General features: G+C 71.7%; 15 protein-coding genes. 10 read left to right on the forward strand and 5 right to left on the reverse strand.

What is annotated here, in order from left to right; all coding sequences use genetic code 11:
- Positions 1-53 precede the first annotated feature (53 nt).
- On the forward strand, positions 54-677 hold the full coding sequence (locus ACVW19_RS24105) for an HU family DNA-binding protein (RefSeq protein WP_457461658.1): 624 nt from the start codon (positions 54-56) through the stop codon (positions 675-677).
- A gap of 93 nt (positions 678-770) precedes the next feature.
- On the opposite strand, the gene ACVW19_RS24110 is transcribed toward ACVW19_RS24105, so the two are convergent.
- Both ACVW19_RS24110 and cofC read right to left on the reverse strand, forming a co-directional pair.
- Positions 771-974, reverse strand: a complete 204-nt coding sequence (locus ACVW19_RS24110) for a hypothetical protein (protein WP_363036635.1) — start codon at positions 972-974, stop codon at positions 771-773.
- A 9-nt stretch (positions 975-983) separates the two neighbouring features.
- Positions 984-1,622, reverse strand: coding sequence for a 2-phospho-L-lactate guanylyltransferase (gene cofC / locus ACVW19_RS24115; protein WP_457461661.1), 639 nt, complete (start codon positions 1,620-1,622; stop codon positions 984-986).
- Positions 1,623-1,781: 159 nt separating this feature from the next.
- Here cofC and ACVW19_RS24120 point away from each other — a divergent pair, with 159 nt between their 5' ends.
- From ACVW19_RS24120 to ACVW19_RS24130, 3 genes are all read left to right on the forward strand, one after another.
- A complete protein-coding gene (locus ACVW19_RS24120) occupies positions 1,782-2,633 on the forward strand; it encodes a lysophospholipid acyltransferase family protein (RefSeq protein WP_457461663.1) in 852 nt (283 codons plus the stop codon).
- Positions 2,630-3,640 (forward strand): NAD(P)H-dependent glycerol-3-phosphate dehydrogenase, encoded by a 1,011-nt coding sequence (locus tag ACVW19_RS24125; protein WP_457461664.1) that lies wholly within the window; start codon positions 2,630-2,632, stop codon positions 3,638-3,640. The genes ACVW19_RS24120 and ACVW19_RS24125 overlap by 4 nt, the downstream gene beginning before the upstream one ends.
- A 115-nt stretch (positions 3,641-3,755) precedes the next feature.
- The gene (locus ACVW19_RS24130) at positions 3,756-4,913 is read left to right on the forward strand and encodes a D-alanine--D-alanine ligase family protein (RefSeq protein ID WP_457461666.1); all 1,158 of its coding nucleotides are present in this window, start codon (positions 3,756-3,758) and stop codon (positions 4,911-4,913) included.
- Positions 4,914-4,946: 33 nt separating this feature from the next.
- Here the strand turns inward: ACVW19_RS24130 and ACVW19_RS24135 are convergent, their stop codons facing one another.
- Together ACVW19_RS24135 and ACVW19_RS24140 are read right to left on the reverse strand one after the other, a co-directional pair.
- Positions 4,947-5,453, reverse strand: a complete 507-nt coding sequence (locus tag ACVW19_RS24135; protein ID WP_457461668.1) for a DUF3515 domain-containing protein — start codon at positions 5,451-5,453, stop codon at positions 4,947-4,949.
- A 20-nt stretch (positions 5,454-5,473) separates the two neighbouring features.
- Positions 5,474-5,707, reverse strand: coding sequence for an Lrp/AsnC family transcriptional regulator (locus tag ACVW19_RS24140; RefSeq protein ID WP_052579718.1), 234 nt, complete (start codon positions 5,705-5,707; stop codon positions 5,474-5,476).
- A gap of 218 nt (positions 5,708-5,925) precedes the next feature.
- On the opposite strand from ACVW19_RS24140, the gene ACVW19_RS24145 reads away from it, so the two are divergent.
- Both ACVW19_RS24145 and thiD read left to right on the forward strand, forming a co-directional pair.
- Positions 5,926-6,891 (forward strand): thiamine-phosphate kinase, encoded by a 966-nt coding sequence (locus ACVW19_RS24145; protein WP_457461671.1) that lies wholly within the window; start codon positions 5,926-5,928, stop codon positions 6,889-6,891.
- Positions 6,888-7,709 (forward strand): bifunctional hydroxymethylpyrimidine kinase/phosphomethylpyrimidine kinase, encoded by an 822-nt coding sequence (gene thiD / locus ACVW19_RS24150; protein WP_457461673.1) that lies wholly within the window; start codon positions 6,888-6,890, stop codon positions 7,707-7,709. Before ACVW19_RS24145 ends, thiD begins: the two co-directional genes overlap by 4 nt.
- Positions 7,710-7,848: 139 nt before the next feature.
- Here the strand turns inward: thiD and rpmB are convergent, their stop codons facing one another.
- On the reverse strand, positions 7,849-8,034 hold the full coding sequence (rpmB, locus tag ACVW19_RS24155) for a 50S ribosomal protein L28 (protein ID WP_004924906.1): 186 nt from the start codon (positions 8,032-8,034) through the stop codon (positions 7,849-7,851).
- 268 nt (positions 8,035-8,302) lie between these two features.
- Between rpmB and ACVW19_RS24160 the strand changes: the two genes are divergently transcribed.
- The 4 genes from ACVW19_RS24160 (at position 8,303) to coaD (ending at position 13,642) form a co-directional block, all read left to right on the forward strand.
- Positions 8,303-10,024, forward strand: coding sequence for a DAK2 domain-containing protein (locus ACVW19_RS24160; protein ID WP_457461675.1), 1,722 nt, complete (start codon positions 8,303-8,305; stop codon positions 10,022-10,024).
- Positions 10,025-10,197: 173 nt separating this feature from the next.
- Positions 10,198-12,426 carry an ATP-dependent DNA helicase RecG gene (gene recG / locus ACVW19_RS24165; protein WP_457461677.1) on the forward strand — a complete coding sequence of 743 codons (2,229 nt, stop codon included), beginning with the start codon at positions 10,198-10,200 and terminating at the stop codon, positions 12,424-12,426.
- Between the two features lie 119 nt (positions 12,427-12,545).
- Positions 12,546-13,136 (forward strand): 16S rRNA (guanine(966)-N(2))-methyltransferase RsmD, encoded by a 591-nt coding sequence (gene rsmD, locus ACVW19_RS24170; RefSeq protein WP_457461679.1) that lies wholly within the window; start codon positions 12,546-12,548, stop codon positions 13,134-13,136.
- 26 nt (positions 13,137-13,162) lie between these two features.
- The gene (gene coaD / locus ACVW19_RS24175) at positions 13,163-13,642 is read left to right on the forward strand and encodes a pantetheine-phosphate adenylyltransferase (RefSeq protein WP_202276186.1); all 480 of its coding nucleotides are present in this window, start codon (positions 13,163-13,165) and stop codon (positions 13,640-13,642) included.
- Positions 13,643-13,675: the final 33 nt, after the last annotated feature.

Raw genomic sequence — 13,675 nt, forward strand, 5'->3', positions numbered from 1 at the left:
GTGCGAAAACGCTTGAACGGATTCGTTCGGGCGATGTCTCCGAAGGGGAAGACGTGAACAAGGCGCAGCTCGTAGAAGCGATTGCCGACAAGATGGGCGGCCGACAGCAGGCCGCCGATGCCGTTGACGCGGTCCTCGATGCCATCGTCCGCGCCGTGGTCGCGGGGGACCGGGTCTCCGTCACCGGTTTCGGTTCGTTCGAGAAGGTCGACCGTCCGGCCCGCTACGCCCGCAACCCCCAGACCGGCGAGCGGGTCCGGGTCAAGAAGACGTCGGTGCCGCGCTTCCGTGCGGGACAGGGGTTCAAGGACCTGGTGAGCGGCTCGAAGAAGCTGCCGCGCGGTGGCGAGGTCGCCGTCAAGAAGGCGCCCAAGGGCAGCCTGTCCGGCGGGGCTTCGGCGACGGTGAAGAAGGCCGCCGCCAAGAAGACCGTGAAGACGGCCGCCGCGAAGAAGGCCGCCGTCAAGAAGACGACGGCGAAGAAGACGACCGCCAAGAAGGCCCCGGCGAAGAAGACCACCACCAAGCAGGCCGCGCCGGCCGCCAAGACCACCGCGGCGAAGAAGACGGCCGCCAAGAAGGCCCCGGCGAAGAAGGTCACGGCCACCAAGGCGCCCGCCAAGAAGTCGACCGCACGCAAGACCACCGCCAAGAAGACCACCGCCCGCAAGAAGTAACGGCGGCCGAGCGGTACTCACGCGCCGGGCCGGACTCCGTCACGGAGCCCGGCCCGCGGTGTGTCCGGTGCCCCCGCCGTGCGCCGCGGCGGGTCAGAACGTGTGGAGTGTCACCAGTGTGATCCGCCGGGCCCCGCCCTCGCCCTCGGTCTCGACGCGCACCCGCTGCCCGGGGCGCAGCAGCCTGAGGCCCCCGGCGTCGAAAGCCCGCGCGTCGAAGGGCACCGGTGTGCCGTCGTCCAGCAGCACCTGGCCACTGCGGCTTTCGGGGTCGTAGGTGTACGCGGTCGCCTGCATGTCGGCAGCCTACTGCTCCGCGATCAGCAACCGCGCGGTGGCGGCCGCCGTGCGGGGCCCCACGCCCAGCGCCAGCGCCGTCCGCAGATCGTCGCCCGTGTCCACGTCCTGCCGTACGGAATCGACCGCGTCGAGGCAGAGTTCGACGGCTCCGAACGCCCGGTGCCGGGCCCGGGAACCGGGGCCGAAGGAAGGACGCAATTCCTCGTTCGGTGCCGCGGAGAGCAGCGTGGTGCCGACTGCCGCGGCATCGGAGAGGAATGCGCGCGGGAATACGGCGGCCTCGTCGAGGACGCGGGCCAATTCGGCCGGGCGCAGCGCCGGGAGATCGGCGTTGAGGGCCGCCACGGGTCCCGCGTCCCGGAAGGCCCGCGCGGCGACGGCCGCGTGCGCGAGTGCCGCGTTCAGGCCGCCGCCCGGTTCGTCGGAGACGATGTGGGCACCGAGCGCGGCCAGCTCACGGCCGGCCAGGGCGTCGCCCGTGACGACCACCACGTCGCGCACGGCGTGGCAGGCCAGCGCGGCCGCGACCGTGTCCTGCGCGAAGGCCAGGGCCAGCCCCGGGCGCACCGCGTCGTCCGCGGTGTCCGCGAGCCTGCTCTTGGCCTCGGCCAGTGGTTTCAGGGGTACCACCAGGGTCCACTGCACGCGTGTTACGTCCCTCTCTTGTCGTCGCCATTGTCCCCCGTGGCACCCGGTGGCCAGGGGGGCGGGGCGTACGGTGTTCTCGACAGACCGGCGGCCCGGGGCGACACTTGTGCGGCCCGCCTGGCCCCCCGGCTTCAGGACTTAGAGGAAGGTGTCCCTGTGCCGCGCCGCAGAATCGGCTTTTGGTACCGCTTCGCCGCGGTTCTCTGTAAACCACCGCTGGTGGTTCTGCTCAAGCGGGACTGGCGCGGAAAGGAGAACATTCCGGCCAAGGGCGGTTTTATCACCGCGGTGAACCACAATTCGCACATCGACCCCTTTGCCTATGCGCACTTCCAGTACAACACCGGGCGCGTTCCGCGATTCCTGGCGAAGAGCGGTCTTTTCAAGAAGGGGTTTGTCGGTGCCGCGATGCGGGGCACCGGGCAGATTCCCGTCTACCGGGAAAGCACGGACGCGCTCAGCGCCTTCCGGGCCGCGATCGACGCCGTGGAGCGCGGTGAGTGCGTCGCCTTCTACCCCGAGGGCACCCTCACCCGCGATCCGCACGGCTGGCCCATGACCGGCAAGACCGGTGCCGCGCGAGTGGCCCTGCAGACCAAGTGCCCCGTCATCCCGGTCGCGCAGTGGGGCGCCAACGAGGTGCTGCCGCCGTACGCCACCAAGCCCCGCTTCTTCCCGCGCAAGACCCACCGTGTGCTGGCCGGACCGCCCGTGGACCTGGAGCGTTTCTACGATCGGGAGATGACCCCGGAACTGCTCAAGGAGGCAACCGAGGTCATCATGGCGGCGGTGACCCGTCTGCTGGAGGAGATCCGCGGGGAGAAGGCCCCCGAGGTGCCCTACGACCCGCGCCGCGAGCGCTCGGAGCAGGGCCGCAAGACCCGGGCCCAGACCCGGCCGAGGCGACGGGAGGGGTCGCCTGAGCACGGATCGCCGGAGGACCGGCGGCAGGAGGAGCACAGGCCCGGCGAACGGGCCGCCGCGCGGGAAGAGGGGCTGGGCAAGTGAGCAAACCGGTCAAGGCTGCCGTCTTCGGCACCGGATCGTGGGGCACGGCCTTCGGCATGGTGCTCGCCGACGCGGGATGCGACGTCGTGTTGTGGGCACGGCGCCCCGAACTCGTGGAAGCGGTCAACTCCACCCGCACCAACCCCGACTACCTGCCCGGCGTCGAACTCCCGGAGAACCTGCGGGCCACCACCGACGCCGCCGAGGCCGCCCGTGACGCCGACTTCACCGTCCTCGCGGTCCCCTCGCAGACGCTGCGCGGCAACCTCGCCGGGTGGAAATCGCTGCTCGCCCCGGACACGGTCCTGGTGTCGCTGATGAAGGGCGTCGAACTCGGCTCCGCCATGCGGATGAGCGAGGTGATCGAGGACGTCGCCGGAGCCGGCGCCGACCGGATCGCCGTGGTCACCGGACCCAACCTCGCCCGTGAGATCGCCGCCCGGATGCCGGCCGCCGCAGTCGTCGCCTGCGCCGACGAGGCCGTGGCCCAGCGGCTCCAGGCCGCCTGCCACACGCCGTACTTCCGCCCGTACACCAACACCGACGTCGTCGGCTGCGAACTGGGCGGCGCGGTGAAGAACGTGATCGGGCTGGCCGTCGGCATCGCGGACGGCATGGGGCTCGGCGACAACGCCAAGGGCTCGCTCATCACCCGCGGGCTCGCCGAGACCACCCGGCTCGGCGTGGCGCTCGGCGCGGACCCGCTGACCTTCGCCGGACTCGCCGGCCTGGGCGACCTGGTGGCCACCTGCTCCTCACCGCTCTCGCGCAACCACACCTTCGGCACCAACCTCGGCAAGGGCATGACCCTCGAGGAGACCGTCGCGGTCACCAAGCAGACCGCCGAGGGCGTCAAGTCCTGCGAGTCGGTGCTGGACCTGGCCCGCCGGCACGGCGTCGACATGCCGCTCACCGAGACGGTCGTCGGCATCGTGCACGAGGGCAAGTCGCCGGTGGCCGCCCTCAAGGAGCTGATGTCGCGCAGCGCGAAACCCGAGCGACGCTGAGCGACCAGGGGCGGCGTCCGTGCGACGGCGGCGCGACGGCAGTGCGGGTGACCCTCCGTTTGCCGCGTTGTGGGCGCTTCATCGTGGCTGTACCACCGGGTACTCTCATCGCCATATGAGCACCGAGAACCTTCCCCAGAGCCCCGAGCAGCCGCCTCGCAAGCCGCGTGTGGCCGTTGTGTTCGGCGGGCGCAGCTCCGAGCACGGGATCTCCGTGGTCACCGCCGGCGCCGTCCTCAAGGCCATCGACCGGACCAAGTACGCGGTCCTGCCGATCGGTATCACCCAGGACGGCCGGTGGGCGCTCACCGCCGACGAGCCGGACCGCATGGCCATCGTCGACCGTCGGCAGCCCAGTGTGGACCAGCTCGCCGACTCGACCGAGGGCGCGGTGGTGCTCCCCCTCGATCCCGGCAACCGTGAAGTCGTCTACAGCGAGCCCGGTTCGGTGCCCAAGGCGCTCGGTGAGGTCGACGTCGTCTTCCCGGTGCTGCACGGCCCCTACGGGGAGGACGGCACCCTGCAGGGCCTCCTGGAGCTCTCCGGCCTCCCCTACGTGGGCTCCGGGGTCCTGGCCTCGGCCGTCGGCCAGGACAAGGAGTACATGAAGCGGGTGTTCACCTCCTTCGGGCTGAAGGTCGGCCCGTACGTGGTGATCCGGCCCCGCGAATGGGAGCGCGACGAGTCCGCCGCCCGAAAGAGGATCATCGATTTCGCCGGTGAGCACGGTTGGCCGCTGTTCGTGAAGCCCGCACGGGCGGGCTCCTCGATCGGCATCACCAAGGTCGACGACCTCTCCGGCCTGGACGAGGCGATCGCCGAGGCCCAGCGACACGACCCGAAGATCCTGGTGGAGGCGGCCCTGCGCGGCCGTGAGATCGAGTGCGGTGTGCTGGAGTTCGAGGAGGGCCCGCGCGCCTCGGTCCCCGCCGAGATCCCGCCGCCCGACGCGCACGCCTACTACGACTTCGAGGCCAAGTACATCGACTCCACGCCCGGCCTGGTGCCCGCACCGCTGACCGAGGAGGAGACGGCCGAGGTGCGCAGGCTGGCGGTGGAGGCGTTCGAGGCGGCCGGCTGCGAGGGGCTGGTGCGCGCGGACTTCTTCCTCACCGAGGACGGCGAGTTCGTGATCAACGAGATCAACACGATGCCCGGCTTCACGCCCATCTCGATGTACCCGAAGATGTGGCAGGCCACCGGCGTCGAGTACCCGGAGCTGGTGGACCGACTGGTGCAGGCGGCGCTCCGCCGCCCGACCGGACTGCGCTGAGCCCAGCCGGTATTCGGGCGGCGAGGGAAGGTTCTAGGAGGCGATCCCCTCGGGGATCGCCTCCTTGACGGCCGGGGCGAGATCGATCAGTACGCCCGTGCTGTCCCGTCCGTCGGTCACCCGTACCTCGACATAGGCTTCACGGCCGGCGGTCGTGAAGCGGTACGTCTCGTCGTCCTGCTGTTCCATCAGCCAGTTGACGCCGTTCACGCCCCCCGCCATCGCGTCCGGGTCGTTGCCGTTCGCCACCTTGGGATCGATCATCTTCGGCGGCTGCCCGACACCGCACCGCAGTATGATCGCCACGCCGCCCCAGCCCGCGGTCAGTTCGGACGCGGGTTCGGGATCGTCGCGATTCTCACCGTCCACCGTCGCCGGCAGGGCCTTGTCCAGGCTCTGGCACAGCTCGGTGACCTTCGCGTCCGGGCTGGGAACCGCCGTCGACGCGCTGTCGTCTGCTGAGGAACAGCCCACGGTGGTGATCAGCACGGCGGCGGCGAGTGCGGGCAGGACTGCGTGACGGTGACGGAAGGAGCTCACCGGCACAGGGTAGACGGGGGCTACAGATGGACGACCGGGCAGGTCAGGGTGCGGGTGATGCCGTCCACCTGCTGGACTTTCGCGACCACCATGCGCCCCAGGTCGTCGACGGTGTCGGCTTGGGCGCGCACGATGACGTCATAGGGTCCGGTCACGTCCTCGGCCTGGATGACTCCAGGGATCTTGCCGATCAGATCGGCGACGGTCGACGCCTTGCCGACCTCCGTCTGGATCAGGATGTACGCCTGTACCACGAAACCTCCAGAGCGGCCACGAGGATCATGTGGGGAAAAGGAACGCCACGGTATCGCGTCGCCGCTCTTCGCGGGGAGACCTGCGGGACCCGGACCCCGCGCGCCGGGGCCCGGACCGGACAGAAGTCGACGGTCACTTCGGCCGTGGCGAGGACACAGACGACTCGCGACCGGGAACGGAACCGGGAACGGACAGGGAAAGAAGGGGAGCTGGGGAAATGAAGGGCACTGTTGGTGAGCTCGGGGAGTTCGGGCTCATCAGGGAGCTCACCTCCCGTCTCACCACCACGCCGGCGGTCCGGGTCGGCCCCGGCGACGACGCCGCGGTGGTCGCCGCACCCGACCGCAGGGTCGTGGCCAGCACCGACATCCTGTTGGAGGGCCGTCACTTCCGCCGCGACTGGTCCACGGCCTACGACGTCGGCCGCAAGGCCGCCGCCCAGAACCTCGCCGACATCGCCGCCATGGGCGCCGTACCGACCGCGCTGCTGCTCGGCCTGGTCGTCCCCGCGGAACTGCCGGTGACCTGGCCCTCGGAGCTGATGGACGGCCTGCGCGACGAGTGCCAGGTCGCGGGCGCCGCGGTGGTCGGCGGAGACGTCGTCCGCGGTGACACGATCATGGTCTCGATCACCGCGCTCGGTGACCTGCGCAACCAGGAGGCGGTGACCCGGGGCGGCGCACAGCCCGGCGACCTCGTCGCGGTGACCGGCTGGCTCGGCTGGTCCGCGGCCGGGCACGCGGTGCTCTCGCGCGGCTTCCGCTCGCCGCGCGCCTTCGTCGAGGCGCACCGCCGCCCCGAACCGCCGTACCACGCGGGCCCGGCGGCCGCGGGGCTGGGCGCGACGGCGATGTGCGACGTGAGTGACGGACTGATCGCCGACCTCGGGCACATCGCCGAGGCCAGCAAGGTACGCATCGACATCCGTTCCGGGGCGATCGACATCCCCTCCCAGATGAACGACATCGGGCAGGCCGTCGGTGTCGACCCCAGGCAGTGGGTGCTGACCGGGGGAGAGGACCACGCGATCGTGGCCACCTTCCCGCCGGACGTGAAACTGCCCGCCCGCTGGAAGGTGATAGGCGAGGTGCTCAACCCCTCGGCGCTGCCCCAGGTGACGGTCGACGGGGCCCCCTGGACCGCTCAGGCCGGCTGGGACCACTTCGGGGACATCGAGTCATGAGCGCCGGGGTCGCTCCACCGAGGGTGCTGACCGTCGCCGGCTCGGACTCCGGCGGGGGCGCGGGAATCCAGGCCGACCTGAAGGCGATGCTCGCGCTGGGCACGCACGGCATGAGCGTGATCACCGCGGTGACCGCGCAGAACTCCCTGGGCGTGCAGGGCGCCTGGCCGCTGCCGGTGGAGGCGGTACGGGCCCAGTACCGCAGCGTCGTCGACGACATCGGCGTCCAGGCGGTCAAGACCGGCATGCTGGCCTCCGCCGAACTCGTCGAGGAGGTGGCCGATCTGATCTCCGGGACCCGGGTGCCGGTGGTCGTCGACCCGGTGGGAGTCTCCAAGCACGGGGACGCGCTGCTGGCGCCCTCCGCGCTGGACTCCGTACGGACGAAGCTGCTGCCGGTCGCGACCGTGGCCACGCCGAACCTGGACGAAGTGGCGCAACTCACCGGTGTGCGGGTGGGGTCGGAGCAGGACTTCCGCCGGGCCGCGGAGGAGCTGCTGGCGTTCGGGCCGCGGTGGGTCGTGATCAAGGGCGGTCACCTCGCCGGGGACCCGGGCGAGGCCGTCGACCTGCTGACGGACGGTTCGCAGGAGCACTGGCTGCGCGCCCCGAGGTACGACAACCGGCACACCCACGGCACGGGCTGCACGCTCGCCTCGGCGATCGCCGCGTACCTGGCGAAGGGCCGGCCGGTGCCGGCGGCGGTGACGGCCGCCAAGGAGTACGTCACGGGGGCGATCGCGGCCGGATTCGCGCTGGGCGGCGGAATCGGGCCGGTGCATCACGGATGGGCGCTGACGCGGTCCGACGCGGGCTGAGAGCGTCCGTCCGGCAGACGTACGTGCGGCGGGCGCCCGTCCGGGAGCCGTCCGTGCGGGCACGGCAAAAAGCCGGTCCACCCCGGGTGGACCGGCTCAGTGCGGTGGACCAGCTGTGGCCGCGCGCTCAGCGAGAGCGTCAGCGCGAGACCTTGCCGGCCTTGATGCACGAGGTGCAAGCGTTCACGCGCTTCGGCGTCCCGCCCACCACGGTACGTACGCGCTGGATGTTCGGGTTCCAGCGACGGGGCGTACGGCGGTGCGAGTGCGAGATGTTGTTGCCGAAGCCCGGCCCCTTGCCGCAGACGTCGCAGTTGGCAGCCACGGGTCACTCCAAAGACTTCAGATGCACTTACGGTTGATCCCGGCACGGCCGGGATCAGGATGCCGGAGCTCCAGGAGCCCTTGGGAATCTGAGTGGCTTTGCCAGGGAGAGGCCCGATTCGGATCGGGCAACCGGAGCAGCATACAACGGCTGCACCAGTAGAACGAAACTACCATGGCAGCTCAGGGGCCCGTCCCGGCCCGCTTCCGCCGCCCGGCACCCCAAGGTCTACGCTGCGAGCCACGGCCGGCAGCTCAGGGAGGCGCAGGTGGCGCAGGTGCCGCAGACATTCTTCGATGCTCTCGCGGTGCGCGCCTGGTGCGGACTCGCGCTCGACGCCCTCGGCCGGGCGCGTGAGGAGATCGATGCGATCAATGTCTACCCCGTGGCGGACGGCGACACCGGTACGAATCTCTACCTGACGGTCGAGTCCGCCGCCACGGCGGTCGAGGCGGTGTTCGCGGGGCACGAGGCCGAGCGGATCGACGGGGCTCATGGCTCCGGAGGTCCCGACGGGACCCAGGGGCCCACGCTGGCCGACGCGGCGCGGGCGATGGCACACGGTGCGCTGATCGGTGCCCGCGGGAACTCCGGGACGATCCTGGCGCAGCTGCTGCGGGGGATGGCCCAGGTGCTGGCCGGGTACGAGACGGAGGCCCACGCCGACGGCCAGGGGCTGCGGCAGGCCCTGCGCAACGCGGCCGACTCCGCGCGTCAGGCCGTCGCCCATCCCGTCGAGGGCACCGTGCTGACCGTCGCCTCGGCCGCCGCCGACGCGGCCGACGGCGCGGAGGGCGACTGCGGGGCGGTCGCGCGGGCGGCCTACGAGGGAGCCGGCGCGGCCCTCGCCGCGACACCGGACCAGCTGGCCGTGCTCCGGCGGGCGGGAGTGGTGGACGCGGGCGGCCGGGGACTGGTGGCGGTGCTCGGGGCGCTGGTGGAGACGTTCACGGGGGAGACGCCGAGAAGCCCGGCGCCCGGTTCCGTGCGTCACGCGCGCGGGGAGCACGGCGCGTCCGCCGGGTCCGCGGAGTGCGTCGACGGCGAGGGCGCGACGGGGCTCGCCGGGCCCGCCTTCGAGGTGATCTACCTCCTGGAGGCCTCGGACGCGGCCGTGGAGCGGCTGCGGCAGCGGCTCGACGCTCTCGGGGACTCGCTCGTGGTGGTCGGCGGCGACGGACTGTGGAACGTCCACGTCCATGTCGACGACGCCGGCGCCGCCGTGGAGGCGGGGGTCGAGGCCGGGCGCCCGCACCGTATCCGGATCACGCACTTCGGCGCCGGTGACGCGCACACCTCCGGTGCCGGGCGCCCGCTCCAGGAACGTGCCCGGCGGGCCGTGGTGGCCGTGGTGCCCGGAGAGGGGCTGGCCGGTCTGTACAGCGAGGCCGGTGCGACCACGGTGCTCGCCCGGCCCGGTGAGCCGCCGGCGAGCGGTGAGCTCGTCGAGGCCGTGCGGCGGGCGCACGCGCGTGAGGTGGTGCTGCTGCCCAACGACGAGGAGCTGCGTCACACCGCCGCCGCGGCGGCCGAACAGGCCCGCGCCGAAGGGCTCCGGGTGGCGCTCATCCCGACCCGTTCCGCGGTCCAGGGCATCGCGGCGCTCGCGGTGCACGAGCCGGAGCGCCGCTTCGACGAGGACGTGGTGGCGATGACCTCGGCGGCCGGCGCGACCCGGTACGCCGAGGTCACCGTCGCCGAACGGCAGTCCTGGACCATGGCGGGCATCTGCCAGGCCGGCGACGTCCTCGGCCTCATCGACGGTGATGTGGCCGTGATCGGCGACGATGTCACGGCCACCGCCGCGGCCGTCCTGGACCGGATGCTCGCCGCGGGCGGAGAGATGGTCACCCTGGTCCTCGGCGACGAGACCCCCCACACCCTCGCCGCCCACCTGGAGGCCCGGGTCCGTGAGGGCTACCTGGCCGTCGACACGGTGCTCTACCACGGCGGCAGACAGGGTGCCCTGCTTCTCATCGGCGTGGAGTGAACACCGGGCTCCTCCCGTCCTGAGCGCGGCCGCCGTGGACCGGCCCGCACACCCGGCGCGTGCCGGGGCGCGTCGTCCTGGATCCCCGGTGACTCGCCTGACCAGGGACTTCCCGCGACGTCCAGGGGTGTTTCGGCTCCCGCGTTCCCGCTCTGTCAGTGCCTTGGTGTGCAATGGATCTCGTGCCCGCACTGCGAGAACCACTGGAACAGCCGCTGAAGTCGGTGCTCGGCCCTCCCACCGCGAAGGTGATGGCCGAGCACCTCGGCCTGCACACGGTCGGCGACCTCCTCCATCACTATCCCCGCAGGTACGAGGAGCGCGGCCAGCTCACGCACCTCGCCGACCTCCCCATGGACGAGCACGTCACCGTGGTCGCCCAGGTCGCCGACGCCCGCCTGCACACCTTCGCCTCCTCCAAGACCCCGCGCGGCAAGGGCCAGCGCCTGGAGGTCACCATCACGGACGGCAGCGGCCGGCTCCAACTGGTCTTCTTCGGCAACGGCGTCCACAAACCGCACAAGGAACTCCTGCCGGGCACCCGCGCGATGTTCGCCGGCAAGGTCTCCGTCTTCAATCGCCGTCTCCAACTCGCCCACCCCGCTTACGAGTTGCTGCGCGGCGATTCGGAGGAGAGCGTGGAGACCTGGGCCGGCGCACTGATCCCGATCTACCCCGCCACCGCCAAGCTGGAGTCCTGGAAGATCGGCAAGGCGCTCCAGACCGTCCTGCCCGGCGCCCGGGACGCCGTGGACCCCCTCCCCGGCGCACTGCGCGAGGGGCGCGGCATGGTCCCGCTGCCCGAGGCCCTGCTGAAGATCCACCGCCCGCAGACCAGGGCCGACATCGAGGACGCCCGCGCCCGCCTCAAATGGGACGAGGCCTTCGTCCTCCAGGTCGCCCTCGCCCGCCGCCGCCATGCCGACGCCCTGCTTCCCGCCGTCGCCCGCAGACCGAGGCCGGACGGCCTGCTCGCGGCCTTCGACGACCGCCTCCCCTTCACGCTCACCGAGGGCCAGCAGAAGGTCTCGAAGGAGATCTTCGACGACCTGGCGACGGAACACCCGATGCACCGGCTGCTCCAGGGCGAGGTGGGCAGCGGAAAGACCCTGGTCGCCCTGCGCGCCATGCTCGCCGTCGTCGACGCCGGGGGACAGGCGGCCATGCTCGCGCCCACCGAGGTGCTCGCCCAGCAGCACCACCGGTCGGTCACCGAGATGATGGGCGAGCTGGCCGAGGGGGGAATGCTGGGCGGGGCGGAGAACGCCACCAAGGTGGTGCTGCTCACCGGCTCCATGGGCGCGGCGGCCCGCCGCCGGGCTCTGCTCGACCTGGCCACCGGCGAGGCCGGCGTCGTGATCGGCACCCACGCGCTGATCGAGGACAAGGTCCAGTTCCACGACCTGGGCCTGGTCGTCGTCGACGAGCAGCACCGGTTCGGCGTGGAACAGCGCGACGCCCTGCGCGGCAAGGGCAAGCAGCCCCCGCACCTGCTCGTCATGACCGCCACCCCCATTCCGCGCACGGTCGCGATGACCGTCTTCGGTGATCTGGAGACCTCGGTCCTCGACCAGCTCCCGGCCGGCCGCTCGCCCATCGCCAGCCATGTCGTCCCCGCCGCCGACAAGCCCCACTTCCTGGCCCGCGCCTGGGAGCGGGTGCGCGAGGAGGTCGAGGACGGCCATCAGGCGTACGTGGTCTGTCCGCGCATCGGGGACGAGGAGGACGACCCGAAGGCCGGGAAGAAGAGGCCCCCGGCGGCCGCGGGGGAGGCCGATGCCGAGAAGCGTCCGCCGCTCGCCGTCCTCGACGTCGCCGACCACCTGGCGAAGGGCCCGCTGCAGGGCCTTCGCGTGGAGGTCCTGCACGGCAGGATGCAGCCCGACGACAAGGACGCCGTCATGCGCCGCTTCGCCGCGGGCGAGACCGACGTCCTGGTCGCCACCACCGTGATCGAGGTCGGGGTCAACGTCCCCAACGCGACCGCGATGGTGATCATGGACGCGGACCGCTTCGGCGTCTCCCAGCTCCACCAGCTGCGCGGCCGGGTCGGACGCGGCTCGGCCCCCGGCCTGTGCCTGCTGGTCACCGAGATGCCCGAGGCGAGCCCGGCCCGGCAGCGGCTGGGCGCGGTCGCCGCCACCCTCGACGGCTTCGAGCTCTCCCGCATCGATCTCGAACAGCGCCGCGAGGGCGACGTCCTGGGCCAGGCCCAGTCCGGCACCCGCTCCAGCCTGCGCATGCTCGCCGTCATCGACGACGAGGAGATCATCGCCGAGGCCCGCGAGGAGGCGGCCGCGGTCGTCGCCGCCGACCCCGAGCTGGAGCGCCTGCCGGGGCTGCGCACGGCCCTGGCCGCCCTGCTGGACGAGGAGCGGGAGCAGTACCTGGAGAAGGGCTGACAGACTGGAGCCACCCTTCGGGCCCGCGGCACCCAGCCGCGTACGTGAACGCATCCCGAAGGCACCGACACACGTCCCGAACACATCCCGAGCGCACCGACAAGGACGAGGACCAGGACATGACCCGCGTGATCGCCGGCCGGGCCGGCGGGCGCCGCCTGGGCGTACCGCCGGGCAACGGCACCCGACCCACCTCCGACCGTGCGCGCGAAGGCCTGTTCTCCACCTGGCAGGCCCTCCTCGGCGGCCCGCTGGACGGCGAGCGCGTCCTCGACCTGTACGCCGGTTCCGGCGCCGTGGGCCTGGAGGCCCTGTCCCGGGGAGCGGGACACACCCTCCTCGTCGAGGCCGACGCCAGGGCCGTCCGCACGGTCCGGGACAACGTCAGGGCACTGGGACTGCCCGGCGCCGACGTCAGAGCGGGCAAAGCGGAGCAGATCGTCCGCACGCCCCCGCCGGCGGCCGGGCCGTACGACCTTGTCTTCCTCGACCCCCCGTACAGCGTCTCCGACGACGATCTCCGCGAGATCCTGCTCACACTCCGCTCCGGGGGGTGGCTCGCCGAGGAAGCCGTCGTCACCGTGGAGCGCAGCACCAGAGGTGGAGAGTTCGGGTGGCCGCCCGGTTTCGACGCGATCCGGGCCCGTCGCTACGGCGAGGGGACGTTTTGGTACGGTCGCGCCGCCTCTACGTGCGAAGACGCACGATGACCGGACCGGAGAGCGAGGGATCACAAGTGCGCCGCGCCGTATGCCCCGGGTCGTTCGACCCGATCACCAATGGACATCTCGACATCATCGGCCGCGCCTCCAGCCTCTACGACGAGGTCTACGTCGCGGTGATGATCAACCAGTCCAAGAAGGGCCTGTTCGAGGTCGAGGAACGGATAGACCTGATCGGCCGGGTCACCGCCGAGTACGGAAACGTACGGGTCGAGGCCTTCCACGGTCTCCTCGTCGACTTCTGCAAGCAGCGCGACATCCCCGCGATCGTCAAGGGCCTGCGCGCGGTCAGCGACTTCGACTACGAGCTGCAGATGGCCCAGATGAACAACGGCCTCTCGGGTGTGGAGACCCTCTTCATCCCCACCAATCCCACCTACAGCTTCCTGTCGTCCTCCCTGGTCAAAGAGGTCGCCACCTGGGGCGGCGACGTCTCGCACCTGGTGCCCCCGGAAGTCCTCTCCGCTCTCTCCGAGCGGCTGCGCAGGGACTGAGCGCCGCCGGGGCGGCCGGCCCGGGGCGGCGGG

This window comes from Streptomyces sp. TE5632 (genome assembly GCF_054061295.1).

Bases quoted from the DNA above. Each gene is read 5' to 3' on its own strand.
- ACVW19_RS24110 (WP_363036635.1), bottom strand. From the start codon at position 974: ATGCAGGCGACCGCGTACACCTACGACCCCGAAAGCCGCAGTGGCCAG.
- ACVW19_RS24130 (WP_457461666.1), top strand. From the start codon at position 3,756: ATGAGCACCGAGAACCTTCCCCAGAGCCCCGAGCAGCCGCCTCGCAAG.
- ACVW19_RS24145 (WP_457461671.1), top strand. From the start codon at position 5,926: ATGAAGGGCACTGTTGGTGAGCTCGGGGAGTTCGGGCTCATCAGGGAG.
- thiD (WP_457461673.1), top strand. From the start codon at position 6,888: ATGAGCGCCGGGGTCGCTCCACCGAGGGTGCTGACCGTCGCCGGCTCG.
- recG (WP_457461677.1), top strand. From the start codon at position 10,198: ATGGATCTCGTGCCCGCACTGCGAGAACCACTGGAACAGCCGCTGAAG.
- rsmD (WP_457461679.1), top strand. From the start codon at position 12,546: ATGACCCGCGTGATCGCCGGCCGGGCCGGCGGGCGCCGCCTGGGCGTA.